This window comes from Methanobrevibacter sp., from assembly GCF_045603845.1.
Lineage (GTDB): Archaea > Methanobacteriota > Methanobacteria > Methanobacteriales > Methanobacteriaceae > Methanocatella.
The window spans coordinates 1-24,517 of the sequence record NZ_JAZUMY010000012.1 but is presented as its reverse complement, the minus strand read 5'-3'; the positions used below and the strand labels follow the sequence as shown (position 1 = coordinate 24,517).

27 protein-coding genes are annotated in these 24,517 nt (G+C 35.1%); 15 read left to right on the top strand and 12 right to left on the bottom strand.

Annotation, left to right across the window (positions count from 1 at the left end; translation table 11 throughout):
- Positions 1-38 precede the first annotated feature (38 nt).
- From ACKI2W_RS01470 to ACKI2W_RS01430, 9 genes are all read left to right on the top strand, one after another.
- Positions 39-737 carry a 7-carboxy-7-deazaguanine synthase QueE gene (locus ACKI2W_RS01470; protein WP_407378764.1) on the top strand — a complete coding sequence of 233 codons (699 nt, stop codon included), beginning with the start codon at positions 39-41 and terminating at the stop codon, positions 735-737.
- Positions 738-777: 40 nt separating this feature from the next.
- Positions 778-1,641, top strand: a complete 864-nt coding sequence (locus ACKI2W_RS01465) for a CBS domain-containing protein (protein ID WP_407378763.1) — start codon at positions 778-780, stop codon at positions 1,639-1,641.
- Between the two features lie 16 nt (positions 1,642-1,657).
- Complete coding sequence (locus tag ACKI2W_RS01460; RefSeq protein WP_407378762.1) at positions 1,658-2,458, top strand: CBS domain-containing protein; 801 nt, start codon at positions 1,658-1,660, stop codon at positions 2,456-2,458.
- Positions 2,459-2,509: 51 nt separating this feature from the next.
- Positions 2,510-3,316: a prephenate dehydratase gene (pheA, locus tag ACKI2W_RS01455; RefSeq protein ID WP_407378765.1), complete on the top strand. Its 807-nt coding sequence runs from the start codon at positions 2,510-2,512 to the stop codon at positions 3,314-3,316.
- A gap of 101 nt (positions 3,317-3,417) precedes the next feature.
- On the top strand, positions 3,418-3,933 hold the full coding sequence (locus ACKI2W_RS01450; protein ID WP_407378761.1) for a hypothetical protein: 516 nt from the start codon (positions 3,418-3,420) through the stop codon (positions 3,931-3,933).
- Between the two features lie 150 nt (positions 3,934-4,083).
- A complete protein-coding gene (locus ACKI2W_RS01445) occupies positions 4,084-4,728 on the top strand; it encodes an endoglucanase (protein ID WP_407378760.1) in 645 nt (214 codons plus the stop codon).
- 24 nt (positions 4,729-4,752) lie between these two features.
- Positions 4,753-5,328 carry a PsbP-related protein gene (locus ACKI2W_RS01440; RefSeq protein ID WP_407378759.1) on the top strand — a complete coding sequence of 192 codons (576 nt, stop codon included), beginning with the start codon at positions 4,753-4,755 and terminating at the stop codon, positions 5,326-5,328.
- 16 nt (positions 5,329-5,344) lie between these two features.
- Positions 5,345-5,854, top strand: a complete 510-nt coding sequence (locus tag ACKI2W_RS01435) for a flavoprotein (RefSeq protein ID WP_407378758.1) — start codon at positions 5,345-5,347, stop codon at positions 5,852-5,854.
- Between the two features lie 32 nt (positions 5,855-5,886).
- Complete coding sequence (locus ACKI2W_RS01430; RefSeq protein WP_407378757.1) at positions 5,887-6,510, top strand: phosphopantothenoylcysteine decarboxylase; 624 nt, start codon at positions 5,887-5,889, stop codon at positions 6,508-6,510.
- A gap of 601 nt (positions 6,511-7,111) precedes the next feature.
- On the opposite strand, the gene ACKI2W_RS01425 is transcribed toward ACKI2W_RS01430, so the two are convergent.
- Together ACKI2W_RS01425 and ACKI2W_RS01420 are read right to left on the bottom strand one after the other, a co-directional pair.
- Positions 7,112-7,753, bottom strand: coding sequence for a fibrillarin-like rRNA/tRNA 2'-O-methyltransferase (locus ACKI2W_RS01425; protein WP_407378756.1), 642 nt, complete (start codon positions 7,751-7,753; stop codon positions 7,112-7,114).
- 2 nt (positions 7,754-7,755) lie between these two features.
- Positions 7,756-8,889, bottom strand: a complete 1,134-nt coding sequence (locus ACKI2W_RS01420) for an NOP5/NOP56 family protein (RefSeq protein WP_407378755.1) — start codon at positions 8,887-8,889, stop codon at positions 7,756-7,758.
- Between the two features lie 81 nt (positions 8,890-8,970).
- Here ACKI2W_RS01420 and ACKI2W_RS01415 point away from each other — a divergent pair, with 81 nt between their 5' ends.
- The 5 genes from ACKI2W_RS01415 to ACKI2W_RS01395 all read left to right on the top strand — a co-directional run bounded on the left by ACKI2W_RS01415 (position 8,971) and on the right by ACKI2W_RS01395 (position 14,093).
- Positions 8,971-9,504 (top strand): glycosyl transferase, encoded by a 534-nt coding sequence (locus ACKI2W_RS01415; protein WP_407378754.1) that lies wholly within the window; start codon positions 8,971-8,973, stop codon positions 9,502-9,504.
- Positions 9,505-9,585: 81 nt separating this feature from the next.
- Entirely contained in the window at positions 9,586-10,497 is a 912-nt protein-coding gene (locus ACKI2W_RS01410) for a dihydroorotate dehydrogenase (protein ID WP_407378753.1), read from the top strand.
- A gap of 1 nt (position 10,498) precedes the next feature.
- Positions 10,499-11,284: a dihydroorotate dehydrogenase electron transfer subunit gene (locus tag ACKI2W_RS01405; protein ID WP_407378752.1), complete on the top strand. Its 786-nt coding sequence runs from the start codon at positions 10,499-10,501 to the stop codon at positions 11,282-11,284.
- A gap of 11 nt (positions 11,285-11,295) precedes the next feature.
- Positions 11,296-12,309 (top strand): AI-2E family transporter, encoded by a 1,014-nt coding sequence (locus tag ACKI2W_RS01400; protein WP_407378751.1) that lies wholly within the window; start codon positions 11,296-11,298, stop codon positions 12,307-12,309.
- Positions 12,309-14,093 (top strand): DNA polymerase domain-containing protein, encoded by a 1,785-nt coding sequence (locus ACKI2W_RS01395; protein ID WP_407378749.1) that lies wholly within the window; start codon positions 12,309-12,311, stop codon positions 14,091-14,093. The genes ACKI2W_RS01400 and ACKI2W_RS01395 overlap by 1 nt, the downstream gene beginning before the upstream one ends.
- A gap of 6 nt (positions 14,094-14,099) precedes the next feature.
- Here the strand turns inward: ACKI2W_RS01395 and ACKI2W_RS01390 are convergent, their stop codons facing one another.
- The 6 genes from ACKI2W_RS01390 to ACKI2W_RS01365 all read right to left on the bottom strand — a co-directional run bounded on the left by ACKI2W_RS01390 (position 14,100) and on the right by ACKI2W_RS01365 (position 20,356).
- Positions 14,100-14,459, bottom strand: coding sequence for a hypothetical protein (locus tag ACKI2W_RS01390; RefSeq protein ID WP_407378747.1), 360 nt, complete (start codon positions 14,457-14,459; stop codon positions 14,100-14,102).
- A 1-nt stretch (position 14,460) separates the two neighbouring features.
- Complete coding sequence (gene comC / locus ACKI2W_RS01385) at positions 14,461-15,492, bottom strand: L-sulfolactate dehydrogenase (RefSeq protein WP_407378745.1); 1,032 nt, start codon at positions 15,490-15,492, stop codon at positions 14,461-14,463.
- 10 nt (positions 15,493-15,502) lie between these two features.
- On the bottom strand, positions 15,503-16,522 hold the full coding sequence (gene purM, locus ACKI2W_RS01380; RefSeq protein WP_407378744.1) for a phosphoribosylformylglycinamidine cyclo-ligase: 1,020 nt from the start codon (positions 16,520-16,522) through the stop codon (positions 15,503-15,505).
- Positions 16,523-16,601: 79 nt separating this feature from the next.
- Positions 16,602-18,515: a beta-CASP ribonuclease aCPSF1 gene (locus tag ACKI2W_RS01375; protein WP_407378742.1), complete on the bottom strand. Its 1,914-nt coding sequence runs from the start codon at positions 18,513-18,515 to the stop codon at positions 16,602-16,604.
- Between the two features lie 132 nt (positions 18,516-18,647).
- Entirely contained in the window at positions 18,648-19,262 is a 615-nt protein-coding gene (gene psmB, locus ACKI2W_RS01370) for an archaeal proteasome endopeptidase complex subunit beta (protein WP_407378740.1), read from the bottom strand.
- A gap of 155 nt (positions 19,263-19,417) precedes the next feature.
- A complete protein-coding gene (locus tag ACKI2W_RS01365) occupies positions 19,418-20,356 on the bottom strand; it encodes a hypothetical protein (RefSeq protein ID WP_407378738.1) in 939 nt (312 codons plus the stop codon).
- A gap of 196 nt (positions 20,357-20,552) precedes the next feature.
- Here ACKI2W_RS01365 and ACKI2W_RS01360 point away from each other — a divergent pair, with 196 nt between their 5' ends.
- Positions 20,553-21,275 carry a class I SAM-dependent methyltransferase gene (locus ACKI2W_RS01360; RefSeq protein ID WP_407378736.1) on the top strand — a complete coding sequence of 241 codons (723 nt, stop codon included), beginning with the start codon at positions 20,553-20,555 and terminating at the stop codon, positions 21,273-21,275.
- Here the strand turns inward: ACKI2W_RS01360 and cofG are convergent.
- From cofG to ACKI2W_RS01340, 4 genes are all read right to left on the bottom strand, one after another.
- Positions 21,253-22,350 (bottom strand): 7,8-didemethyl-8-hydroxy-5-deazariboflavin synthase subunit CofG, encoded by a 1,098-nt coding sequence (cofG, locus tag ACKI2W_RS01355; protein WP_407378735.1) that lies wholly within the window; start codon positions 22,348-22,350, stop codon positions 21,253-21,255. The two genes, ACKI2W_RS01360 and cofG, sit on opposite strands and share 23 nt — an antisense overlap.
- A gap of 2 nt (positions 22,351-22,352) precedes the next feature.
- Positions 22,353-22,793, bottom strand: coding sequence for a DUF2120 family protein (locus ACKI2W_RS01350; protein WP_407378733.1), 441 nt, complete (start codon positions 22,791-22,793; stop codon positions 22,353-22,355).
- Between the two features lie 12 nt (positions 22,794-22,805).
- Positions 22,806-23,744, bottom strand: coding sequence for a GTP cyclohydrolase MptA (mptA, locus tag ACKI2W_RS01345; protein ID WP_407378732.1), 939 nt, complete (start codon positions 23,742-23,744; stop codon positions 22,806-22,808).
- Positions 23,745-23,973: 229 nt separating this feature from the next.
- On the bottom strand, positions 23,974-24,450 hold the full coding sequence (locus ACKI2W_RS01340; protein WP_407378730.1) for an Lrp/AsnC family transcriptional regulator: 477 nt from the start codon (positions 24,448-24,450) through the stop codon (positions 23,974-23,976).
- Positions 24,451-24,517 lie beyond the last annotated feature (67 nt).

Genomic DNA, 24,517 nt, shown 5'->3' with positions numbered 1-24,517 from the left:
CAGGGTGCCCAGTTTAAAAAGGAATTTGTGGAATAAATATGAAAGCACCAATAATTGAAATATTTTCTTCTTTTCAGGGAGAAGGAGTTTTAATCGGTCAAAGACAAATTTTTGTCAGGTTTGCAGGTTGCAATTTAAATTGCGCTTACTGTGACACTAAAAACAGTATTTTGAAAAATCAGGGAACACTTATGACACCTGCTGGAGTTGTTGAAAAAATCGAAAGTATTTTAACTCCTGACTGTCATACTATATCTTTTACCGGAGGCGAACCGTCATTGTATCCTGAGTTTATAAATGAGGTTTCAAAGCTCACGGACCTTGATATAATGCTTGAGACTAATGGTACTCTACCGGCAAATATTGATTTAATTGATAATTTAGATATTGTTTCTTTGGATATTAAGTTAAAAGAACGGTTTAAAGGTCATTTTGATGAAGATATTTTTTTAAATGAAATTAAATCACTAAATTTATTAATAGAAAAATCTATAAATGTATATTGTAAAGTAGTTATTTTGCCAAGCTTAAAAATAGAATCATTTGAAGAGGTAATTAAAAAAATCGATAAGGAAATTATTGATAAAAACAACATTCAATTTATTATTCAACCTTCCAGTCCTTTAAACGAATGGAAAAATCTTTCTGATTGTTTATTTGAGTTTTCTGAAATTGTTGGTAAATATTTTGAAGTTTCCACCATTCCTCAAATTCACAAGATTTTAAATATCGAGTAATGATTTTATTTGGCTATAATTACAATTTTGAGGTGAATATATGAAAGAAAATATAATGAAAATAGCATCTAAAGATGTTGTGTCAATTCCTCCAAGTAAAAGTATTAAAGATACTGCAAAAGTGATGATGGAACACCAATTTAGAAGATTACCAATTACCGATCCGGGTTCTGGTAAAGTGTTAGGTATTGTAACAGTAATGGATATTTTAGATTTCTTTGGTGGAGGAAATAAATTTAACATTATTGAGAAAAAATATGAAGACAACTTCTTAGCAGCTATCAATGAACCTGTACGTGAAATCATGTCCCGTGATGTCATATGTTTATCCGAAAAATCTTCTATAAAAGAAGTAGTTGATGTAATGCTTGCTAATCAAATAGGAGCTATTCCTCTCATTGATTCTGATGATAAACTCGCAGGTATTGTAACAGAAAGAGATATTGCATTATCTCTCGCAGGCGAAATGGATGATAGGACCGCACAAGATTACATGAGTACAAAAGTTTTCACAACCACTCCAGGTACTCCTGTCGAAAGTGCATGTAAAATCATGGTCAGAAATGGATTAAGAAGAATCCCTATTGTTGGAGGGGAAGCTGACATATCCAAAGCAGCTAAAAAATTATTGGGTATTGTAACTTCAACAGATATTATTCGTTTCCTTAATGCTAAAGAATTATTCGATAACTTAAATTCCAATGCTGCAAGCGACGTATTGGAAACCAAATTATCCGATATCATGGTTAAAGACGCAATTATTGTTGAACCAGAAGACACCATTGGTGAAATCTGTGAATTATTCAAAATAAGCAATATCGGTGGTGTACCGGTAGTTAAAGACGATGCAGTAATTGGTATTATTACTGAAAGAGATATTTTAAGAGCTGTTAAAAAATTATAAAAATGGAGGTCTTTCCATGCAAATCAAAAATTTAATGTCTACTGCATTAATTACCATAGACAAAGATCAAAGTCTCGCAGATGCATTGAAATTACTTAGAAAAAACAAAATTTCACGCCTTCCAGTTCTTAACAATAAAGAATTGGTAGGTATTGTTTCTGAAAGGGACATTGCAAAAAAACTTGGTTCTTCCAAATATGAAAGCATGCCAGCTTCAAGGCTCCACGTTTCATCTGTAATGGTTAAGGACATCATTTCAGTTCCTCAAACCATGCGTTTAGCTGAAGTGGCAAAAATCATGCTTGAAAACGGAATAGGATCCGTACCTGTAATGGACGAAGACAAAATGGTCGGTATTGTTTCAAAAGCTGATTTTGTAACATTGGCCGTTGACGGTGAATATGATAAAATATGCACCAAAGAGCTAATGTCTAAAGATATCAAATCAGTTTCTCCATCTGAAAGACTTGTCCATGCAAGAAGAGTCAGCATTGATTCTAAAGTCGGCAGACTTCCAGTTATTGATGATGAAACTTTGGTTGGAATGATTACTTCTAAAGACTTGATGAGAGCTTTCATTGACTTTAGAAAAAAAGTTCCTGAAAAATACCAGAAATCTCAAATTAAAGAAGTATTGGTTGAAGATATCATGTCCACAAATCCTCGCTTCGTAACAAAAGATACCTGCATCTCAGATGTTGCCCGTATCATGATGGAAACCGGATTCAACGGTTTGCCTGTTGTTGAAGATGATGTCGTTGTTGGAATTGTAACACAAACCGATATTTTAAGACTAATTGCAAAATTAGAAGCATAGTGTAGCTATTTTAGCTATACTTTAAATTTCTTTTTTTTTAAGGTGATTATTATTAGTGAATTAATCTCTTTTTTAGGTCCGAAAGGAACATTTTCCCATGAAGCTGCAACACTTTTGGGAGAGGATTTAATACCATATTGTACAATTCCAGCAGTTATGGAAAGTGTTGTCAATGACCAATGTGTCAAGTGTATTGTTCCTATTGAAAACTCAATTGAAGGGCCTGTCGGCATTACGCTGGATTCTCTTGCCCATAAATATGATTTGAATATTGTTGGTGAGGTAATCATACCAATCAAACAGAACCTGATAGTCAATCCCGGCTGTAGGCTTGAAGATATAAATGATGTCTATTCACATTCCCAGGCCATTGCCCAATGTCAGGAGTTTATAAGCAAGAATAACATTCAGCCGCATTATGCAGTCAGCACCGCCAGCGCAGCAAAAAGCATCATTGGAGATAATTCCAAAGCTGCTATTGGTAATGTTAAAAGTGCCGAACTGTATGGATTGGAAATCCTTGAAGCCAACATTCAGGACGTTGATAATAACGCCACACGTTTTGTAGTTCTATCAAAACAGGATACTGATCCGACAGATGTCGATAAGACATCCATAATATTTTCAATTTATGAAGACCGTCCGGGTTCTCTTTATCATATTCTTGGAATTTTCGAAAAGAATAACATTAACATGACTAAAATTGAATCAAGGCCTTCCAAGCAGGGTTTAGGTAAATATCTCTTTTTCGTTGACTTTTATGGTCACTGTAAAGATGATATAATAAAAGACATTCTTAAAGAAATTGAGGATAATACCTATTTTTTCAAGGTTTTAGGTTCTTATCCTGAATTTTAATTACTTTTTTTCAATGTAAAAAATTATTTATATCAATTATTGTGATATATATAGCATTTTGAATGTTTTTCATGTAAATAATTATAAAGGAGGTATGACGCTTGGATAAAAAATATGCTATAGGTATTGGTGTTATTTTAGCAATATTCCTTATTTCGTCAAGTTATGCAATTTTAACTGGTGATGATGTAAATTCTACTAATGCTAATGATGTTCCAAAAGACATTAACAATGTTACTGTAAATGAATCTGTTAGTGTGGAAAATAGTACCATTGATAAATCCATTGATGTGGATAACTCTGTTAGTGAGGATAAATCTATTGATGTGGATAACACTGTTGGTGAAGATAACTCTATTGCTATAAAATCTGAAATGAATACTTCAAATTCTATTGTTAGTGAAAATCCTCCAGCAGATAGAATTTACACGGTCGATGGTAAGACCTATTTCGAATCATATGATGGAAATGGCAATAAATTTGTTGCAGAGATGATTGATATTCCTCATGAACATCCGGATAATTCTCCAGATGATGTTCCTTCTGAGAAATATAATCTGAACAAAGATTTCTATTCAGAACTTAATCTAGAACCGGGTTATATGGTTTTTGCATAGGTTACTTTTTGTAACCTCTCTTTTTTTATTTATTTAATAAAGTCTATTTTACTATTTAATTTAACATCCTCTTTTTTAAATATTCAAAGTAAAGTATAAATTAATGTTTACATATAATAAATATTGTTAATAATTTAAGGAGGGTTGGTAATGTCTAATGATAAAGATAAACTTCTAGAAATTATGGCCAGTTTGGAAACGGACTATGCTCATGGAAAAATATCTAGGGAAAAGTACATCTATTTCCGTTCAAAATATGAAGATAAACTAAATGCATTAGATGCTAAAGAAGCTACTGATAGAATTAGGTCTATGCAAGGTAAACCTTCTAATTCTCCTAAAAAAGAAAAAAAACCTATTAATGAAGATAAAAAAGAAGAGGAAGATTTGGTTCAAAAATATATTATTAATCCGAAAAAAGGAGACAAAGAACTTAAGAAAAGAGCTCCAATGGATTCAGACACTTTTAAACTGGTAGCTATTTTAATTTTGGCTGTCGGTTTTACTGTAGGTGCTGCTTTTGGAGTGTTTAATTTCGATTTCCAATCTTTTTCAAGCACTGATGCTGTAGCTATCGTTACAGACACCGCATTTCCGGATGTTGATGATATCACTGTAAATACTACGGCTGAAGTTAATGATACTTACTATGATAATTCGTCTTATGACTATGTGGAAACTACTGAATATTATGATACGCAGTCTTATGACTACAGTGAAGACTATTCACAAGGTTCCAGTGAATCATATGACAGTGGACCCTCTGATACTGGTGGTTCAGAGGCTACCACTTAATTATTTTTTTAAAATGGTGAATATATGAAAAAAATTACGATAATTGGGGTTGTAATACTCATTGTTATTATTGCGGTATTCGGATACATTGTTTTCAATGATATTCAGTTTGACCATAAAAGCAGTAACACAGGAAACTCCAATGAATCAGTTGAAATGTTGTCCATTTCAAAAGGTGGAGTTACTATAAACTATCCTTCAAATTGGGTAATTGCGCAAGCTACATCCAATTATACTATCCTTGCTATTGCTAAGGAAAGTTCTGTCGATAGTCTTGAAGTCGGTCAGGTCAATATACATGTTGAAAAACAGGAGTTTTCAGGAGATTTTGCCAATTTCGTCAACAAAACATATAACAATGTTCAAGCAGACGAAGCTTTTGAATTGGTTTCTTCCGGAGAAGTCTTAATTAACGATGAAAAAGCTTTGCAATATATCTACACTTCCAGTGCTACTAATGGTGTTGTAAAACAGCACAAAGCATTATGGTTTGAAAGAGGCAGTGAAGCTTATGTTATCATGTATAGTGCTCCTATTGATAAATATGAGAATAATTTGCCTGCTGCAGACTATATCATAGAGCATATTAAAATTAACTAATTTTTTGAGGTATTTTATGATTGTATTGTGTGTCACGGGTAGTGTAGCAGCTACTCAGGCCATTAAATTGGCCAGGGAATTTAAACGTCAGGGTGTTGAAGTGAAATGTTTCATGAGCGAGGCAGCTTGCAAAATAATCCATCCTAATTCCATGGAATTTGCAACGGGCAGTGAGGTCATCACAGAGCTTACAGGAAACATAGAGCATGTCCGATACTCTCAGGAAGACTTGATTCTTGTGGCTCCGGCTACCGCTAATACCATAAGCAAATTTGCACATAAAATAGCCGACAATCCTATTTCAACTTTACTGATTACTGCATATGGACATGACACACCTATTTTATTTGTTCCATCAATGCATGATTCAATGTTCAAGGCTATTGAAGAGAATATTGAAAAAATCAAGGATGAAGGTTCCGCTTCATTCATGCCTCCAGTAATGGATGAAGGAAAAGCCAAATTCCCTAATAACGAGGATATAGTTCTTGAATCTTTAAGATGTATTAATCTGGCTAAGAAGTGATTTTTATTCGTGGTAAAAAAGTTTTAATTAGTTTGGGTGGAACGTTTGAGCCCATTGATTCTGTAAGGGGTATCACCAATAAGTCCTCAGGTAAAATGGGTTTGGCCCTTGCAAAGCAAGCTTACATATTAGGTGCCGATGTCACATTGGTAGCTGCAAACGTCAGCGTTGACATTTCACCTCTTTTTGATGTTATTCGTGTTGAAACGTCCAGGCAGATGGCGGATGCTGTTTTTGATCTTGTCGGTGATTATGATGTTTTCATTTCAACGGCAGCAGTTTCTGATTTTGAAGTTGTTGAGCGCAAAAACAAAAAGATTGACTCCGATTCATCTCTGGCAATTAGCTTGAAGCCTACGTTAAAGATCATTCGTCAAATTAAAAAGATCAATCCCGGCATTTTTTTAGTTGGATTCAAGGCGGAATTCAATATTACTCGTGATGATATCATTTATTGTGCCCGTAAACAGATTGCTGATGCGGGAACCGATTTGGTGGTTGCAAATGATGTTTCCCATGAGGAATGTAGCTTCGGGTCTGATAAAAATGAGGTTTTAATCATTGATGATGAAATATTGTCAGTGCCTCTTGCGACAAAGGATGAAATTGCAAAAATTATTATGAATGTCATTTCTAAAAAGATTTCATGTAGATGACTTTATTCTTTTTATTATTTTTCATCAATAGCTATCAAAATTATTGAAATATCTATTAATTATTTTGATTTATTTTTGATAACTCTATTTTTAATTAATCGTTAAATCAATTAAAAGGCCAGAAATTTTCCTTGCATATTCTTGGCCATATTTTTTCAGATGTCAAAATAATTCATATGTTCGTATTTGATGAAACATCAACTTCTTTATATGTAATTTATAAAGATTTTTCATTTTAATAACTTAATGTCAATATTGCTTTTAGCGAGTAATATGTTCGGAAAAAAATAAATTTTCAGTAATACTTTTTTGATAAAAAGACAGTATTTTAAGTTAAAATTTTAAATTGATAAAAAAGAGTTTTTAAATAAAATAAGTTCAATCCTTTAGGATTTACATAAATGAAGTGATTAGTAGAGTGAATTTACCTAAAGGATTATTAAGTGAACTTTTATTTTATTTGCATTAGCATATATAATATTTAATTTTATGGTATAAAAAGCTATCGAAGTATTACTTTTCAGGGTATTTTTTAACATTTTTGAATAAAAATTTAAGGAAGTTTTTCACTTAATATGCTATGAAAATTCACTATTTTTTTTTAAAAATTTTTCTTAACAATGAATGCCATATGGTCTTTTTCGTAAGGTTCCAGTTTTATTTTTTCAATAATTTTAAAACCTTTTTCTATCATTTTCTTCTCTTCTTGCTTGAATATCTTTTTAGGCTTTTGTATAACATCAATACTTCTGGCCTTAAGTGTTATCATTCCTAAAGCATCCTCTTTTGCGAATAAATTCATATTTTTCATAAATAATTCTGACTGTGTTGGCTGAGCAACGTCGCAGTACAATAAGTCCACTTTTTCAACCAAATTCATATATTCTTTAGGTTTGGTTGCATCGCCCAATATAGGATAAATGTTTTGTCTCTGGCGTGACAGTCTAGTTAACTTTTTGGCTGTGACAGGTGAAAATTCAACAGCATATATTTTCCCATCATATATAATATCTGAAATATGTGAAACTGTTGTACCGGTTGACGCACCAAGATAGAGGACCTTATCGTCATTTTTAATATCCAAATTTTTTAAACCGTTTAAAAGTGCAGCTGCAAGTTTTGACCTTCTCGGATTCCATAATCTGTATTCGACATCCTCTGAAATCAATTCTTCACCATACACATTAATTCCGGGTGTCAGATTACGTGTTGCAATTTCTCTGCCTTTAAAAAAAACATCCATTTTCATTTCCTCCTTCTTTTTTTGGATTTTTTATGCTTCTTTTTTGATTTTTGCTTTTCTTCTGTTCTTTTTTTATTTGTCTTTGTTGGGAATGGATTATTTTTTTCTATTTCTTGAGCCTTTTCGCTGAATTCATTCAATATTTCCGGATTAAAGTCATGTGTAAAAACATCTTTTCTTGCTGCAAGAGATATCCTTCCTGCAAGCAATCTGGCGATTTTTCCACGATTCCACCACTTAGCTCCACGAACCTGTGGGTGCTGGTATATCAATCCGTATTTTGGCGGACGGTCACCGCTTTTCAGATGTCTGAACAACGCTTTTTCAGCGCCCATTATCTGAACTGTGCTTGAAGGGTAACTTGCTAATCTTTTAAGTCCTCCAGCATGTGATATCATTTTTGCAGCAAGAGATGAGCCCAGCAACAGTTTCAGGTTTGGTGCAATTGAATCCATCTTATCGTCAATGTAACTTAGAATGTCTTTTCTTGTCTGCTGGAGTTCATATATTGATTTGGCGTATCTGTTCATTATTTCCAGATCTTCAGGATTAATGTCTTCCTCTATATCCAGCATATCCTGTGGAAATGCGTCACTTTTGGCATTGATTATTTCTTCTTTCGTTTTGTTTTCATAAATTAATCTGATGTATGTTTCGTTATTTTTAATCAGATCCATTTCAGGGAAGTATAGGGCATACCATTCACGTATTCTTTCAATTAGCTTTGAAATTGACTCATCGATTTCATCAATTGAGTTAATGGCCTGTATCAGATGCTTATCCTCTGAAGACTGTGCCTTTTTCATTTTGTAAATGGACAGTTTCTGATAAACTTCACTGTCAACATCCAAATCAAAATTGCTTCTGAGGTATTCTCCGGCCAGATTCGGATTTTTGACCTTAACTTTATCGCATTTGTAATCTGAGGCACGTTTGTTTGATTCGATGTAAATCGTATCGTAAGATTTGCTTAATTCATCAATCAGTTCTCTTTCTTCAGATGGAATTTCCTTATTGTCAATTTCAATTAGCTTTTGGACAATTTCATCTTCGTTAAACAATTTCTCGCAAATCAGTTCGTTATTTTCATTAAATGCATAAAATCCTTTAACACTATAAGTTACATAACATTCCATGTTTTTAAATTATTTTTTTTATTTCTAATAAAATTTTGGCTTTAATAACTTTTAAATGATTTAAAATCAATATTTTAATTAATGTCAAAACAAAGTTTTAGAGATTTAAAGGAAACAATAGAATTGAAAGATGGTGAAATCGATGAACTCACCATGGAACTTGAAAGCAAAAATGATGAGATTAACAAGTTAAAAATCTATTCAACCAAATTGAAATATGAAAAGCAGAATTTGGAGTATAAGCTGGATAATGAAATCAACAACGAAAAGGCCAAAATCAAAGAGCTTGATGATTTGGATAAGAAACTCAAGGAAAAGGATGCAATCATCGACGACAAGCAGGACCAGGTCAAGTATCTGAGGTCACTAATCGATGAATATAAGGATCAAATCAGGGAAAATACGCAGAACCTTGAGATTCAGCTCAGAAAAATTTCTAAAACTTATGAGGGTTTGCTTTTACAAAAGGACCAGATTATTGAAAATCAGGATGAAAATATTAAATTATTGCTTAAGGAAAAAGAAGAAATCCTGAAAACTAACAAAACCAATATCATAAGTTTAAAACGCCAAAATGACAAGTATAGACAATTGCTTGAAAAATATGAGAAGTAATTAATTATTTTTTAACTTCCACTAATTTTAAATTATTTGTAAGTCAAATATTAAAACATAATAAAAATTTTGGTGGAATGTATGTTAGAAACAGATGTTTGTGGAGTTCATTTTAGAAATCCTTTAATGTTGGCTGCCGGAATCATGGGAAGCACAGCGTCTTCCATGAACTGGATATTAAAATCAGGTGCTGCCGGCGTCATTAGCAAATCATTCTCTTTAAAACCTCATCCGGGATATAAAAATCCCACTACCGTTGCGGTTGATGGGGGTATCATAAACGCTATAGGATTATCCAATCCGGGTGTAGATAACTTTAAAGAGGAATTAAAACAGATTAATAGAGACAATAACGTTGTAATAGCTTCAATTTACGGTGCCACTCCTGATGAGTTCTCTACTTTGGTTGGTGAAGTTCAGGATTATGTCGACATGATTGAGCTTAATATATCCTGTCCTCATGCAATGGAAGGTTACGGCGCTTCCATCGGTCAGGACTGTAATTTAAGCCATACGATTGTTGCCGCTTCAAAGGACGCTAGCGATGTTCCAATCATTGCCAAGTTAACTCCCAATGTTACCGATATTGTGGAGATAGCTAAAACCTGTGAGGTTGCTGGCGCTGATGCTTTAAGTCTAATCAACACCTTAGGTCCGGGAATGAAAATCAACATTGACGTTGCCCGTCCTGTCCTATTCAATAAATTCGGCGGAATGAGCGGCAAGGCGATAAAGCCTATTGCAATCAGCAATGTCTATTCAGTTTATGAAGCAGTTGATGTTCCAATCATAGGTGTTGGCGGAGTCTACACTTTTGAGGATGTTGTAGAATTCATTTTTGCAGGTGCGAGGGCAGTTCAGATAGGTACTGCAATCATGGATGAAGGCGTTGAAGTGTTCGGTAAAATCAATGCCGATTTGGAAGTGTTCATGAAGCAAAAAGGCTATTCATCAATTGATGAGATGGTTGGCCTTGCACACGGAGGTGACTGATATGATTAATGCGCCGAAAATTGTTGAAATCACACAAATCGTTGAAGAGACCCCCACAATCAAAACATTCACTTTCAATTGCGATATTGATGCCAATCCCGGCGAGTTCTTAATGGTCTGGAATTTCTATGATGAAAAGCCGATGTCCATTTCCAATATTGGTGACGGCGAGCTTTCCATCAGCGTTAAAAATATCGGTGAGTTTACAGGCCAGCTTCATGAATTGGCTGTCGGAGACAAAATCGGTGTCAGAGGCAGTTATGGAAAGGGGTTCAACACTGATTTCAAGAACAAGAAATTGTTGGTGATTGGTGGTGGAGTAGGCATGGCTCCGGTTACGGCGTTAACTCACAAACTGGTTAAAGACAATGATGTTGATGTATTGGTTGCAGCCACAACCAAGGATGAATTGTTGTTTTTAGATGATTTGGATGAATGTGGAGCTAATATCCATCCGTGCACAGATGACGGATCATACGGATTTGAAGGATATGCTTCAGATTGTCTCAGCAGTTTGCTTGAAGAGTGCTCTTATGATTATGCATTTGTCTGCGGACCCGAGATAATGATGATAGGAATATACAATATCCTTGAAGATGCCAACATACCTGCAGATTATTCCCTTGAAAGATATATGAAATGTGCTCTTGGTGTGTGTGGTCAGTGCTGTGTGGACAACACTGGATGGAGAATATGTGTTGAAGGTCCTGTTTTCGACAATGAACAGATAAAAATGATAGGTGAATTTGGAAAATACAGACGTGACGCTTCCGGCGTAAGATATTAATTGTGATAAATATGGAAAAAGATTTAAAAGAATATATTACTCCTCCAATAATGCTGATAGTACTTTTGCTGGCTATTTCGTTAATTTTCGTATTCCCTGTTTTGAATATGATTATACTGGGGGCAATTCTGGCATATGGTATAAGGCCAATCGCTAAAAGAATTCAATCAAAATTAAAGTTCCAGTCTATTTCCATATTGATTTCAATGATTTTGGTTTTGATTCCTCTTGTGCTGCTTATAGCATATATAGTGCTGGTGATATCTGGATTTTTAGCAGACTTTTTGGTTTCCAATCCTAATCTGGACATTAACGCTGCCTTAACACAAATATCACTTTATATTCCACAAAATCCAATATTTGATCCAAACAGCATTTCATCAACTATAGGAGACATTGCCAAATATGTTGCAAATTATCTTGTCAGCAAACTCGGATCCGTTGCCAACGTGACCTTGGATTTGTTCATATTGGTGTGTTCAGTCTATTATTTTGTCAAGGATGGGGGCAGGTTTTATGATTTCATCAAATCATTCGTTCCCGATGTGCATATGGGATTTTTCGAAAGGACTGTAGAATCCGTTGAAGATGTTCTCAAAAGCATATTTTACGGCCATTTCCTCACATCAGTAATAATCGGAATTTTTGGAGCCATAGGATACTCTCTTTTAGGATATCCTTACGGGATATTTTTAGGTGTCATAACTGGAATTCTGCAGCTGATACCTATATTCGGGCCATGGCCAATCTACTGGGCGCTGGCCATTATCGATGCCATAAACGGCAATTATCCGAGGGTCATTGTTGTTCTGCTCTTCGGATTTTTCCTGAGCCTGGTCGACATGTATATAAGGCCTGCAATCTCATCACATCATGCAGATATCCATCCGCTAATACTTCTAGTGGGATTTTTGGCAGGACCTCTCGTTTACGGTATTGTGGGATTCATTGTCGGTCCGTTAATACTTGGAATTACTTATGCAGTTTTAGATAGTTTTAGAAAAGAATTGAAGGAGTCTGAATAATGGAAAAGGATGTTGTTATTTTGGATATCGACTATATATCCTATGAAGATAAGCCGGTTGTTCGTTTATTTTCAAAGGATGGTGATAAAAATGTTGTTTTAATCGATGATTCATTTTCACCATACCTATATGTTTACAGTAAGAATCCGGATGAGTGCATGAAGGAATTGGATGAGTTATTGGACGATGTTATCATAGAAAAGATTACTAAAAAGGATTTTCAAATCGAAAAGACGTTCATTAAGGTCACGTTCACCCATCCTCAGGAGCTATCCAAAAACAGGGATTCAATACGTGATTTAAAAAGCGTAATACAAATCAGGGAATTTGACATTCCATTTTATAGAAGATATCTGATGGACAGGGACGTAATACCTATGACTAAAGTTCACGCATCCGGTGAAGTGATAGATTCTTTTTCAGCTTTAGACAGTGAAAAGCATGATGTGGAAATCATCAAGCTGGACAGGCCTCTTGAAAGGGTTGATGAAAACGTCAATGATTTCAGAATCCTCAGTTTTGACTTGGAAGTGAGAAACCCTCATGGAATGCCAGATTCGGCCGATGATGAAATCATTATGATTGGTGTTGCAAGCAATTTCGGTGTAAATCAGGTAATTTCAACCAAAACAAACTCTCCCGCCAGAGATGATTTTGTAAATCAGGTATCCTCAGAAAAGGAAATGATTCAGACATTTGCAGATATAGTGAAGGAAAATAATGTGGATATCATTGTCGGATACAATTCAGATAACTTTGACTTTCCGTACCTGATTGACAGGGCTAAAATCCATGATGTCGATTTGGATTTGGGAATGGACGGATCCAATATCCGCTTTATTAAAAGAGGCTTTACCAATGCCGCTTCAATGAAAGGGCTGATTCACGTTGATTTATATCTTGTAATGAGAAGATACATGAGTCTTGACAGGTATACTCTGGAAAGGGTTTATCTGGAACTTTTCGGCGAAGAGAAGATTGATGTTCCCGGCGACAGGATTTGGGAATTCTGGGACAATGGCGGCGAAGAGCTGGACAATCTCTTTGACTATTCTCTGGATGATGTTATAGCAACGCTGAAAATAGCCGAACAGACATTGCCTCTCAATCTGGAACTGACCCGTATAATAGGCCAGCCCTTATTTGACGTAAGCCGTATGGCCACCGGCCAGCAGGCAGAATGGTTTTTGGTAAAACAGGCATACTTCGATGATGAGGTCGTTCCAAATAAGCAGGGCTCAAACTTCACTGACCGTGCCAATGCTGAAGACAATGAGGGCGGATTTGTTCTTGAACCGGACAAGGGACTGCATGAAAATCTGGTTCAGTTCGATTTCAGAAGCCTGTATCCGAGTATCATCATTTCTAAAAACATTTCTCCAGACGTTCTGGAGCAGGGGGATGTTGAAAATCCTGACGATTATAACATTTCACCTGAACATGACCTGAAATTTAAAAAGTCCCCTCAGGGATTCATTCCGTCAGTCATTTACCAGATCCTGCAGGAACGTTTCAGAATCAAGCGTGAAATGAAGGCATGTGAAGACCCGACTGAAAGAAAATCTCTTGATGTACAGCAGCAGGCCATTAAAAGACTTGCAAATACAATGTATGGAATTTACGGTTTTCCCCGCTTCAGATGGTATTCATTTGAGTGTGCCAAAGCGATTACTTCATGGGGAAGGCAATATATCAAGCATGCGATGAAGGAATCTGAAAAATATGGTTTTAAGGCTATATATGCGGATACCGATGGTTTTTATGCAAAATATGAAAAAAAGTAAAATGAATTAGATCAATTCATTTCTGATGTCATTGGCGCTGACAACAAGAAGTACGGATAATAATAGGATTAAAAAGCTGAATCCGATGACTATGAAATTCAACACCGCTATTACCACATATAATTTCCAGGTCATTTCATCGTTGTCATACCTTGTTGAAATTAAATATATGGCTGCTGCAAAAATCAGATAGAATATTGCTCCAATGACTAATGTCAATATGCTGGCTCCTCTTTCAGCCAGCACCATTGCACCAGTGCTTGAATTAAAAGCAAACATTATGATGAATGCTAAAACAGCAAGAATAATATAAATGTAGGAAGTTCTTTTAGCTAAAGCCCTTCCTCTAGGTCTATTTTCTAACATTCTATTCTTCCACATATGTGGTGATATCGATATCTAAATTGTCACAGATTTCTTTCAGCTGTTCGTATAATTTAGTGTCGATTTCAATTCCGTTTTCTTCAGCATCAGCAATTCTTTTAACTTCCAAATCTCCAGGAATTGCAACGGTCTCACCGGTAGCTCTTACCTGAGATACGAAGTCTTCAGTATTGGCTACGAAATCGCCGAAGTCTCCAAATTTGGATGGGTCGATTGCAACATATAAGTCACCTTTTGTACAGTCTTTATCAGGGGAAGCTGTACCGGTAACTCCTTTACCGTAACCTGCCTGTACCAATGGTCCTGTTAATATTTCAACCATTAATGCGAGCGCATATCCTTTGAATCCTCCGAATGGCAGGATTGACCCTCCGTCAAGTGCTGCTTCAGGGTCGGTTGTTGGGTTTCCGTCTTTGTCAAGTGCCCAACCTTCAGGCAAGTCCAGACCTTTTCTTTTTGATTCGATTATTTTTCCACGTGCAGTTACGGATGTTGCCATATCTACAGTAATGTAAGTTTCAGAAGGAATACCTATAGCTATTGGGTTGGTACCGATTAATGCTTCTTTTCCGCCTAACGGTGCGATTGCAGGGTCGGTATTTGCTAAAACCATACCGATGACATTTTCCCTTAATGCCAAATCAGAATAAAATCCGGTAACACCAAAGTGGTTTGTATTGTGAACACCTACGCATCCGATACCTACTTCTTTAGCTTTTTTGATTGCTATCTGCATTGCTTTATAGGATACTGCCTGACCAAATCCACTGTTACCGTTAATTAATGCAATTGCAGGAGTTTCTTTTTCTATTGTTATATTATCTTTTAAATTGATTGTTCCTGCTTCAATACTAATCAAATATTGTGGGAATCTTCCAAGTCCGTGTGATGTAAATCCTTTCAAGTCAGCGTCGATTGTAGCTTCTGCCACCAATTCGCAATCCTCTTCACTAGCTCCTAACTTTTTCAATATTTCCTTTACAAGAGCTATTTCATTATCTTTCATAATCTTCATATAATTCCTCCTAATATTCAATTATAGAGCCTTCAAAACCCTTAACTGTAATCTTTTCATCGTCAGTTACCTTACCAATGATTTGGCATTGGCAATATTCTTTTAAAGTATCCATAATTTTGTCAGCTTCGCTTTCATCTGCTATTACGACAAAGCCGATTCCCATATTGAATACTTTATACATTTCTTTAATGTCAACATTCTGTTCATAGATAAGCTTGAATATTTCAGGTGCTTCAGGTAAATCATTAATTTCGTATCCAACACCTTTTTTCAAGCGTCTGAGATTTGTAAATCCTCCGCCTGTAATATGTGCCAATCCATTAATTTTATATTCTTTATCAAATAATGCTACAATAGGTTTCACATATAATTCGGTTGGTCTTATCAATTCTTCTCCGATAGTGGTTTCACCGTTTGGCATTTTATCATCAACGCTGAATCCTGCATCGTCAAACAATGCTTTTCTGGCCAAACTGTATCCGTTTGAGTGGATACCGTTACTGTTAATACCGATCAGTACGTTTCCCGGCTGGATATCTTCGCCTGTTATGATCTTGTCGATATCAACAAATCCAATACCTGTTCCAGCTAAATCAAAGTCTTTTATAATACCTGGAAGTGATGCTGTTTCCCCGCCGATAATTGCTATTTTTGATTCGTTAGCTCCTTTTACAAGACCTTCGGCTATTTCAGCCGCTCTTGCAGGGTCAGGTTTTTCAACAGCAAGATAATCAACCAATGCTATTGGCTCTGCACCGACACACAAGATATCGTTGACTACCATAGCAATACAGTCAATTCCAACAGTATCATATTTATTCAACATTTCAGCTATTAAAATTTTACTTCCTACGCCGTCAGTACTCATTGCAATAGCTTTATCACCTAATTTAACTAAAGCAGCATAATGGCCGCTATCAGTTATAATATCTCTACATTCCAATGTTGATTGAAGTTTAGCTGCAATTTCAGATACAGTTTTTGCTTCTAAATCAATGTCAACACCAGATTCTGAATAAGTAACCATCTATTCACCCGTTAGCATTTTTTATAATAAATTAATTTATATTATTTAAATATTTGTTTAAGTTAGTATATAATTTTTATTAATGAATTCTTACACAATCTAAATTAATCGGAGTCCTTGTTTCAATTTTATAACTTCTATGGATTGATGAAGCCAAGTCAACTGCTTTTTTAGGGTCTCCGTGACAAGTAATGACTTTTTCAGGTCTTGGATTAAGTCTTTTGACATATTCCATTAATTGTCTTCTGTTGGAGTGACCACTGAATCCATGAATGGTTTTGGTTTCCATTTTAACATGGAATTCTCTGGTTTTACCTTCATCATCTTCAAGAGGCACTTCTTTTCTTCCTTTTTGGATTCTTCTACCGAGTGATCCTTCGGACTGGTATCCTACAAAGATTAATGTATTTCTTTCGTCTTCACATAACCATTTGAAGTATTCGACTGAGTTTCCTCCGGTCAGCATACCTGAAGTTGATAAGATGATTGCCGGTTCTTCGCTTTCAACAATATCCTTTCTCTGATTGATGTTTTGAACTTTCTTGAACATGTCTGAGACAAACGGATTTCTTCCCATGTGGAATATCTGATCTCTTAAATCTTTACTTAGGTATTCAGGTCGGGCAGTGTGGATTGCTGTAGCTTCCCAGATCATACCGTCGATGTAAATAGGCACTTCATCAATCATTCCATGTCTCATGTACTCTTCAAGCACTACCATAAGCTCCTGTGCCCTTCCCACTGCAAATACAGGAACCAGTACTTTTCCGCCACGTTTCAATGTTCTGTAAATGGTTTTCATCATTTCTTTTTCAGCGGAGTTTCTTGATGGCTGAACGTCTTCCCTACCACCGTAGGTACTTTCCATAATGACTGTTTCAGCACGAGGGAATCTTATGGTTGCAGGTTCAAGCAATCTTGAAGGTTCATATTTGAAGTCCCCGGTATAAACGAGGTTGTGTGCGCCGTCTCCAATGTGCATGTGGGAAATGGCTGAACCTAAAATGTGTCCTGCATTGTGCAGGGTTAATCTGATATCCGGAGAGATGTCAGTTACTTCACCGTAATCAAGGGTGATTGTATTTTTAATTGCTTTGTGAATATGCTTTACGTTGAAAGGCAATGGATTGCCTTCCCTGTGAGCAATATCAATGTGATCCAATTGTAATAAGGTTGTCAGATCTCTTGTTGGAGTTGTACAGTAAACAGGCCCTTCATATCCGTAATGGTAAAGGTATGGTACAAATCCGCAGTGATCCAAGTGAGCGTGAGAAATAATGACTGCATCCAGTTCTTCTATTGAAAATTCCGGTGCATTCAAGTAAGGGAATGCAGTTTTGTTGTCCGGTGCTGCCACATTAACACCACAGTCCAATAGAACACGACTGTTTGGTGTTTGTAAAAGCATTGATGAACGTCCTACTTCTTTGAATCCTCCCATGGAAGTTACTCTGGCCCAATCATTAGGGTATTTACTTCCCTGGTGAATCTGACGCCCTAATCTTTGCAATAATTTTTTCCTGTCTTTACTGCTGTTCTTTAATGTGGTTCTAATTTTACCAATAACGTCAGAGCTGATTGGTGGGGTTCTTAAAATTTTAGGCGCCCAACCTGTATTTTTAACAATGTTTCTTGAAGTGGCACCGTATTTACCGATGACAAGTCCTGGTTTTTTGGCTGTAATTACAACTTCACCGGTTACTGTGTCAAAGTAAATGTCAGTAATCTCTGCACCTTCAGGAACAATTTCATGAATTTTATTAATAGTCTCTTCATGACTAAGCAATGCACTTTTGTCAGATCTAATAATAATTCTCTTTCTAAGCTCTTTTGCAAGTGATCTTATTAAATCACCGTTTTCAGTAATAACTTGCGGATTTTTAGTGTAAACCACCACTTCAGGTCCTTCAAATTCAACTTTTGAAACCTGTGTCGTTTTTGGCAGTTTAGCTAAAATCTCTTTTTTTATTTCATCTAAAATATCTGAAGTCATATAATCCCTTCAAAAAAAGTGTAGTGTATAGAATAGTCTGTGAAAAGCTTTCAGCTATAATCAGTCAAACTTCACAAACTATGTACACTGTTATATAAAAAAATAGTTAGTTTATGAAAAATTAGTTATCGCTTATATTTTCTCTAGAATCTCATTAACTTTTTCATTGTCTAACATTTCAAAGCCGTTTTTATCCACTTTAGCGACTAAGTATCCGTTACCGGAGTAAGTGTCACGTTCAGCAGCAGCTCTTATAGCTCTTATGGCTATTTCAATTCCTTCGTCAGTTGTAAGGTCATCAGTGTATCTATCTTCTAAAACACCGTATGCTACGATAGAACCTGATCCTGTTGATATATAAGTATCTTCAATCATACCACCAGCCGGGTCGAGTGAGTAAAGGGAAGGTTTGTCTCCATCCATACCACCGAGCAATGTCTGGACATACATTGGTCCTGAACGTAATATGTTTGCAGTCAATGATGCTGCAGCTTTAACGCTGATGGCATCGTTGTTTCTCATCTGATATAATGATACTTCTGCTTCAATTATTTTCATAAGACTTTGTGCATCTCCAACGGAACCAGCTATGGTTGTTACGATGTGATCATCAATTTTAAATATTTTTTCTGCGACTTTATGAGCTACTAAGTTTCCCATACTAGCTCTTCTTTCGCTTGCAAATACAACTCCGTCTTTACAGGTTATACCTACGGTTGTTGTACCTTCTAAAATTTTGTCATCCATTTAAAAACACCTCTACAAGTATTTAAAATATATATTTCAACTACTTTTAGGTAATATCAATAAAATATCATTTAAATTTTATTTAAAATCAGAATCAATATGTCAGTTTAAACTAACAATTAATTATTAGCTATTCTAAGTATATAAAGTTTTCTTTAATTTTTGATTTTTTGTATTTCTTCTTCGTTTAGTCCGGTTATTTTTGTTATTGTTTTTGTTTCACAGTTTAGTTCTAATAGTTTTTTTGTTGCTTCTTGGGTTGTTATTGTGTTTTCATTTAATAAGTCTTTTATTATGCTTATTTTTCCGTCTATTTTTCCTTCTTTTATTCCTTCTATTTTTCCTTCTATTTTTCCTTCTACTTTTCCTTTGTTGTATTGCTCTTCACCGAATTCTTCTATGCAATCTACTTTCGTCATGAAATCACCTAAAATATCTTTCCTTAAGGGGTCGTCCTTTTCAAAGTACATATTTCCCAACATTAATATGATGCCATATAATGATTCCTTGATTTTTTCTGTTTCGTAGTTAATTTCATTCATTATAGGTGTTAATTCCTTGAATTGATTAATGATATTTTCCCGTCCTTGAACCATTAATGGTGTTAATGCAAGTTCAATTATTTCTTTATCACTAATCTTTTCTTGCTTATCTATTTTTTCTTTAATGTTACTTATAATTTCTCTTTCATCAGTTTCAAGAAGTGAAATTATAGGGAATGAGAATATGTCCCAATTATTAATTTGGTGTTTGGCCGTTTTAGAAGTTTCTGCTGTTGATATTACCAAAAAAATTATCTCTAAATTTTGATCATTTTTCTTGTAGTCAAAATTTGAAATATATACTTTGAACCTTTTTTTGTGTTCTGTATCAACATAGCTGCTTTGATATTCTATCATCAGGATAGTATTTCCTATTCTTACGATATAATCTGGCCGATATAGTGTGGGTTCTATTAAAATTTGCTCTCCAGTCAGCGTTTCAATTTTTGCATCAGCATCGATTGAAATGATGTTGTCTGGAAGCATATTCAACAATTCCTTAAGATGTTCTTCTGATATATATTTAAATGTTTTATCTTTATCCTGTGCCATTTTATCACCTAACTGCCTTATATGTACCTTAAACTATTTAAATTAGTCAGTTTCTAATTATAACAATTTTTATCATTTATTTAAATATTTAGTTATCATATAATTATTTATGAATTAAATAAATTGTTTTAAGTGAAATAAATTTTTACATATGGGAACAATTTTTATATATCATTCTGGTTAAATATAATTTCTAATGAAGTATAAAAAAATCGGAGATATTCTAATTTTAAATGATGATTATAATGATTTGGATGAACTGGCCAGTAAACATAATGTAAAAACTATAATGAAGATAGATCACATTCAGGGAACAAAAAGAGAGCCAGTTTATAAGGTTTTATATGGATCTGAAACAGAAACTATCAACAAGGAAAATAAGTGCCTGTTCAAACTGGATCTCTCCAAGGTGATGTGGTCTAAAGGCAATGTCAATGAACGGCTGAGAATAGCCAAGCTGGTTGAGGATGGTGAAACAGTCATTGACATGTTTGCAGGCATAGGATATTTTTCCATTCCAATAGGTGTTCATGCAAATGCCAAAGAAGTGATCTCAATTGAAATCAATCCCAATTCCCATTATTATCTGTGTGAAAATGTCAAATTAAATAAATGCGATAATATAACTCCTGTTTTAGGAGACTGTCTGGTTGAAACTCCAAATTACAGGGCAGACCGCATAGTGATGGGATATGTCAAAACCACGCATCATTACCTGAAGGTAGCTGTTGAAAGCCTAAACAAAGGGGGAATTGTTCACTATCATGAAACAGTCCCTGAAAAGCTTATTGAAACAAGACCCATTTCACGCATAAGGCAGGCTGCAGGTGACAGGGATGTCGAACTTCTAAAAATAAATAAAATTAAAAAATACGCTCCTGGTGTGGAGCATGTAGTTATTGATGCCTTAATAGATTAAGAGTCTTTTCTAAAAGGGCATCATTCAGCCATTCATCATTAATGTATTTTTCATATATGCACAGTCTTTCGATTAACTCAAAGCCTGCATCTGAGGTCAGATTATCCAGTGTGTCCAATGTTGGCCATGGAGAAGTCGGATTGACGTAATCATGACTTACCGGTGATACTCCGCCCCAGTCATCGGCTCCGCACAATAAGAATACCTGTGCGGTATCATAATTCAGATTAGGTGGGACCTGGATGCTGACGTCACTGTCGCCAAACAGTAATGTTGCAGCAGTAACGGTTCTAATCATGTCCAGAAGACTTGGCTCCGGCCAGTCGCACATTTCAATATCAGGCGTGGACGTAAAGTTCTGAATGATGATTTCCTGAATGTGTCCATATTTGTCGTTGATTTCTTTAATCGCAAACAATGACTCTGCAACCTCTTCGGTCGTCTCGCCGATACCGATTAAAATTCCTGTGGTATAAGGTATTTTCAGTTTTCCTGCATTTGCTATTGTTTTCAGTCTCAATTCAGGATCTTTTCCCGGACTTTTGTTGTGTGTCGGAAGTTCCATCAGTCTTTTTGATGAGTTTTCAAGCATAAGTCCCATGGATGCATTAACTTCCTTGAGTTTTTCCAATGATTCATAGGAGAAGTTTCCTCCGTTGGAGTGTGGAAGCAGGCTGGTTTCGTCCAATGTCATTTGGCAGATGTCAACGACATAATCTACCATATTGTCATAGCCAAATTCATTCAACCTTTTTAAAACAACTTCCTCTTCATCGGCATCCTCGCCGAAGGTAAACAGTGCTTCCTTGCAGCCGTATTCTTCAGCTATTTTAAGTTCATCCAAAACTTCTTCTTTAGTCTTTAAAATAATAGCTTCCTTATCGTCAGGATTCTTTTTAAAATTACAGTATCCGCAATCGTTTCTGCAGATTTCGGTTAGTGGAATAAATACGTTTTTAGAATAAGTAATAAGATTATCCTTTCTATATTGTGCTGTTTCAGACATGTACTTTAAAATATCTGAATCCTTTGCACTCAATATTGAAAGAATATCCTCTTTTGAATAATTTGTCATTTTTACTCTTCTTTTTCAGAAACAGTGACTTCAACATATAGTGGCGGAATCTCGTTTTTGTCTTCCCAGATTGCAATGATAACGTCAAAGCTTGGAAGTTCAAAGACTTTATATGCAACTACAAGCCCCATTGATTCTAATTCTTCTTTTACTCTAATAAAACCTTTATTATCAATGGATCCAGTTTGTATGTCGCTTTCCTGTATATGCTGGTCTCCTGATTTTAAAATATCTTCTATTTCTTTGGAATCTGCAGGAACTTCTACACCGCCAAGCTGTTCACCGATTTCTGAAACTTTGCTTTCAAGTTCATCAATAGGTATCACTTTTCTTGAACGGCTTCTTACAATAACAATTTTATCATTATTGATGGCTGCACGGGATCCCTTAAATGAATCGAAAAATCCCATGACTTGGCCTGTGATTTCTAATTTTTTTTGCATCAAATCAAGTCCTTATAAGTTCAGTTCTGCTTTCAAGTCTCCCATTGTAGTGACTTTTTCAGCAAATGCGTTATGCCTGTGAATACTTTCATGGTTTTCTTGACGTGAAGTAATCAATGTATCATCAGGTAAATCTGAGTATTTCTCTGTAATCATTTCCATCATGTTTCTAACACAATCTTCAACAAAAACAGGTTTTCTGTGCGCATTCATTACAGTTGCATTTTCATCAGGTCTTTTGAGAAGTTCGCAAACCGGTGAGGACATTGATTTTTCAATGATATCTATGATGTCTTCTCCTTTGACTTCCCATCCTTCAGGCACTTCAATTAATAATGTTCCAACGCCTCTCTGGTTGTGGGATGCGAACGTTACTGTATCGAGAACTTTCTGTGTAGTCTCTTCGTCTAAAAATTCCAATAATTTATTTTTATCAGATTCTCTTACAGATTCTTGAGCGCATGGACAAACAGTCATTCCGATTACTTCAGCACCAATGCTTTTTCTGATTTCCACATTTCCGTCGTCATCTCTTAAACCAACGGCCTTGGCTTTCAAGTTAGCCATTTCCTGAGTCTTGTGTTTGGTTACAGGAGACTCACGCATGAACATGTAGTCAGTAGTCATGGAAATTTCAACACGTCTAGCATATTCGTGTTTATCCATCATCTTTTCAACAATCTTTGCACATAATGATTCTACGCCAACGCTTTTATCTTCGGAAATGCTGTCTAAAACCTCACTGATAGCTTCAGGGTTTCTTGACATATGCACTCCTTTCTGGTTAAATGGTAAATCTACGAATGCATCGAAGGTTGGTAATAGAATTATCGGTCTTTTATTTCTTCTTTCGAGTTGCAAAAGTTTTTTGACCCCAGTTACCCCTACCCTAGTTAATTTTATAGGAATCTGTGGTTCGTCATCTTGCGTGTCAGGTAAACAAATTGCCAATTTCATAACCTCTAAATAATATTTTATAATAATGTTATATTGTTTTTAATATATTTAAATTAGATAGTAAAATTTTAAATAGAAATCTCTTAATTTTTTGTACAAAATTCTAACTTTTGGGAAAACAATCAGATTGAATTTCGGTTATTGTTCATTTATGATATAAAATATGTCTTTTTGGTTAATAAGAGTTAATAAAAAAAGTAATACAGTAGTGTAGCTACCGTATTTATAAGATATTTGATGATCCCATATCTTCCTTGATTACATCCAGTACAGTCTGGGTGTAGGTTCTTTCTATGATAGGATCTTTCAACAGTTCTTTGATAAATGAGTTCAGTTCGTTGGTATTTCTGAATTTAGCGATTAAAAATGCATCATAGGAACCTGTTACATCATAAATTCCGATGACATTCTTGTTTTTAACTGTTCTTTCCTCCCACTCTTCGATAGAATCCCCTTTTAATCTTACACCAATGATTGTTGTTAATGTAAAACCCAGTATTTCATGGTTTATAATTGGTGAAAATTTCTTTATCACACCGCATTTAACAATTTTATCGATACGGTTATGAATTGTCCCAACAGAAACATCCAAATCTCTTGAAATTTGTCTGTAAGATGTTCTTACATCATCATTAATGATTTTGAGTATTTTAACATCAACATCATCAAGAGAAATTAAACCATCTTTCAATTTTACCATTTTTATAACCTCCGAATAAAAATATATGATAAAAAGTTTTTTATAGTATAAATAATATTTTAAAAAT

What these genes read in the sequence shown, in the direction of transcription:
- ACKI2W_RS01445 (WP_407378760.1), top strand. Translation starts at nt 4,084, where the DNA reads ATGTCTAATGATAAAGATAAACTTCTAGAAATTATGGCCAGTTTGGAA.
- cofG (WP_407378735.1), bottom strand. Translation starts at nt 22,350, where the DNA reads ATGACAAATTATTCAAAAGAGGATATTCTTTCAATATTGAGTGCAAAG.
- comC (WP_407378745.1), bottom strand. Translation starts at nt 15,492, where the DNA reads ATGAAGATTATGAAAGATAATGAAATAGCTCTTGTAAAGGAAATATTG.
- ACKI2W_RS01460 (WP_407378762.1), top strand. Translation starts at nt 1,658, where the DNA reads ATGCAAATCAAAAATTTAATGTCTACTGCATTAATTACCATAGACAAA.
- ACKI2W_RS01410 (WP_407378753.1), top strand. Translation starts at nt 9,586, where the DNA reads ATGTTAGAAACAGATGTTTGTGGAGTTCATTTTAGAAATCCTTTAATG.
- ACKI2W_RS01350 (WP_407378733.1), bottom strand. Translation starts at nt 22,793, where the DNA reads ATGCAAAAAAAATTAGAAATCACAGGCCAAGTCATGGGATTTTTCGAT.
- ACKI2W_RS01390 (WP_407378747.1), bottom strand. Translation starts at nt 14,459, where the DNA reads ATGTTAGAAAATAGACCTAGAGGAAGGGCTTTAGCTAAAAGAACTTCC.
- ACKI2W_RS01415 (WP_407378754.1), top strand. Translation starts at nt 8,971, where the DNA reads ATGTCAAAACAAAGTTTTAGAGATTTAAAGGAAACAATAGAATTGAAA.
- ACKI2W_RS01375 (WP_407378742.1), bottom strand. Translation starts at nt 18,515, where the DNA reads ATGACTTCAGATATTTTAGATGAAATAAAAAAAGAGATTTTAGCTAAA.
- psmB (WP_407378740.1), bottom strand. Translation starts at nt 19,262, where the DNA reads ATGGATGACAAAATTTTAGAAGGTACAACAACCGTAGGTATAACCTGT.
- ACKI2W_RS01435 (WP_407378758.1), top strand. Translation starts at nt 5,345, where the DNA reads ATGATTGTATTGTGTGTCACGGGTAGTGTAGCAGCTACTCAGGCCATT.
- ACKI2W_RS01425 (WP_407378756.1), bottom strand. Translation starts at nt 7,753, where the DNA reads ATGGATGTTTTTTTTAAAGGCAGAGAAATTGCAACACGTAATCTGACA.
- ACKI2W_RS01360 (WP_407378736.1), top strand. Translation starts at nt 20,553, where the DNA reads ATGAAGTATAAAAAAATCGGAGATATTCTAATTTTAAATGATGATTAT.
- ACKI2W_RS01400 (WP_407378751.1), top strand. Translation starts at nt 11,296, where the DNA reads ATGGAAAAAGATTTAAAAGAATATATTACTCCTCCAATAATGCTGATA.
- ACKI2W_RS01470 (WP_407378764.1), top strand. Translation starts at nt 39, where the DNA reads ATGAAAGCACCAATAATTGAAATATTTTCTTCTTTTCAGGGAGAAGGA.
- ACKI2W_RS01465 (WP_407378763.1), top strand. Translation starts at nt 778, where the DNA reads ATGAAAGAAAATATAATGAAAATAGCATCTAAAGATGTTGTGTCAATT.
- ACKI2W_RS01420 (WP_407378755.1), bottom strand. Translation starts at nt 8,889, where the DNA reads ATGGAATGTTATGTAACTTATAGTGTTAAAGGATTTTATGCATTTAAT.
- ACKI2W_RS01365 (WP_407378738.1), bottom strand. Translation starts at nt 20,356, where the DNA reads ATGGCACAGGATAAAGATAAAACATTTAAATATATATCAGAAGAACAT.
- ACKI2W_RS01440 (WP_407378759.1), top strand. Translation starts at nt 4,753, where the DNA reads ATGAAAAAAATTACGATAATTGGGGTTGTAATACTCATTGTTATTATT.
- purM (WP_407378744.1), bottom strand. Translation starts at nt 16,522, where the DNA reads ATGGTTACTTATTCAGAATCTGGTGTTGACATTGATTTAGAAGCAAAA.
- ACKI2W_RS01340 (WP_407378730.1), bottom strand. Translation starts at nt 24,450, where the DNA reads ATGGTAAAATTGAAAGATGGTTTAATTTCTCTTGATGATGTTGATGTT.
- ACKI2W_RS01395 (WP_407378749.1), top strand. Translation starts at nt 12,309, where the DNA reads ATGGAAAAGGATGTTGTTATTTTGGATATCGACTATATATCCTATGAA.
- ACKI2W_RS01405 (WP_407378752.1), top strand. Translation starts at nt 10,499, where the DNA reads ATGATTAATGCGCCGAAAATTGTTGAAATCACACAAATCGTTGAAGAG.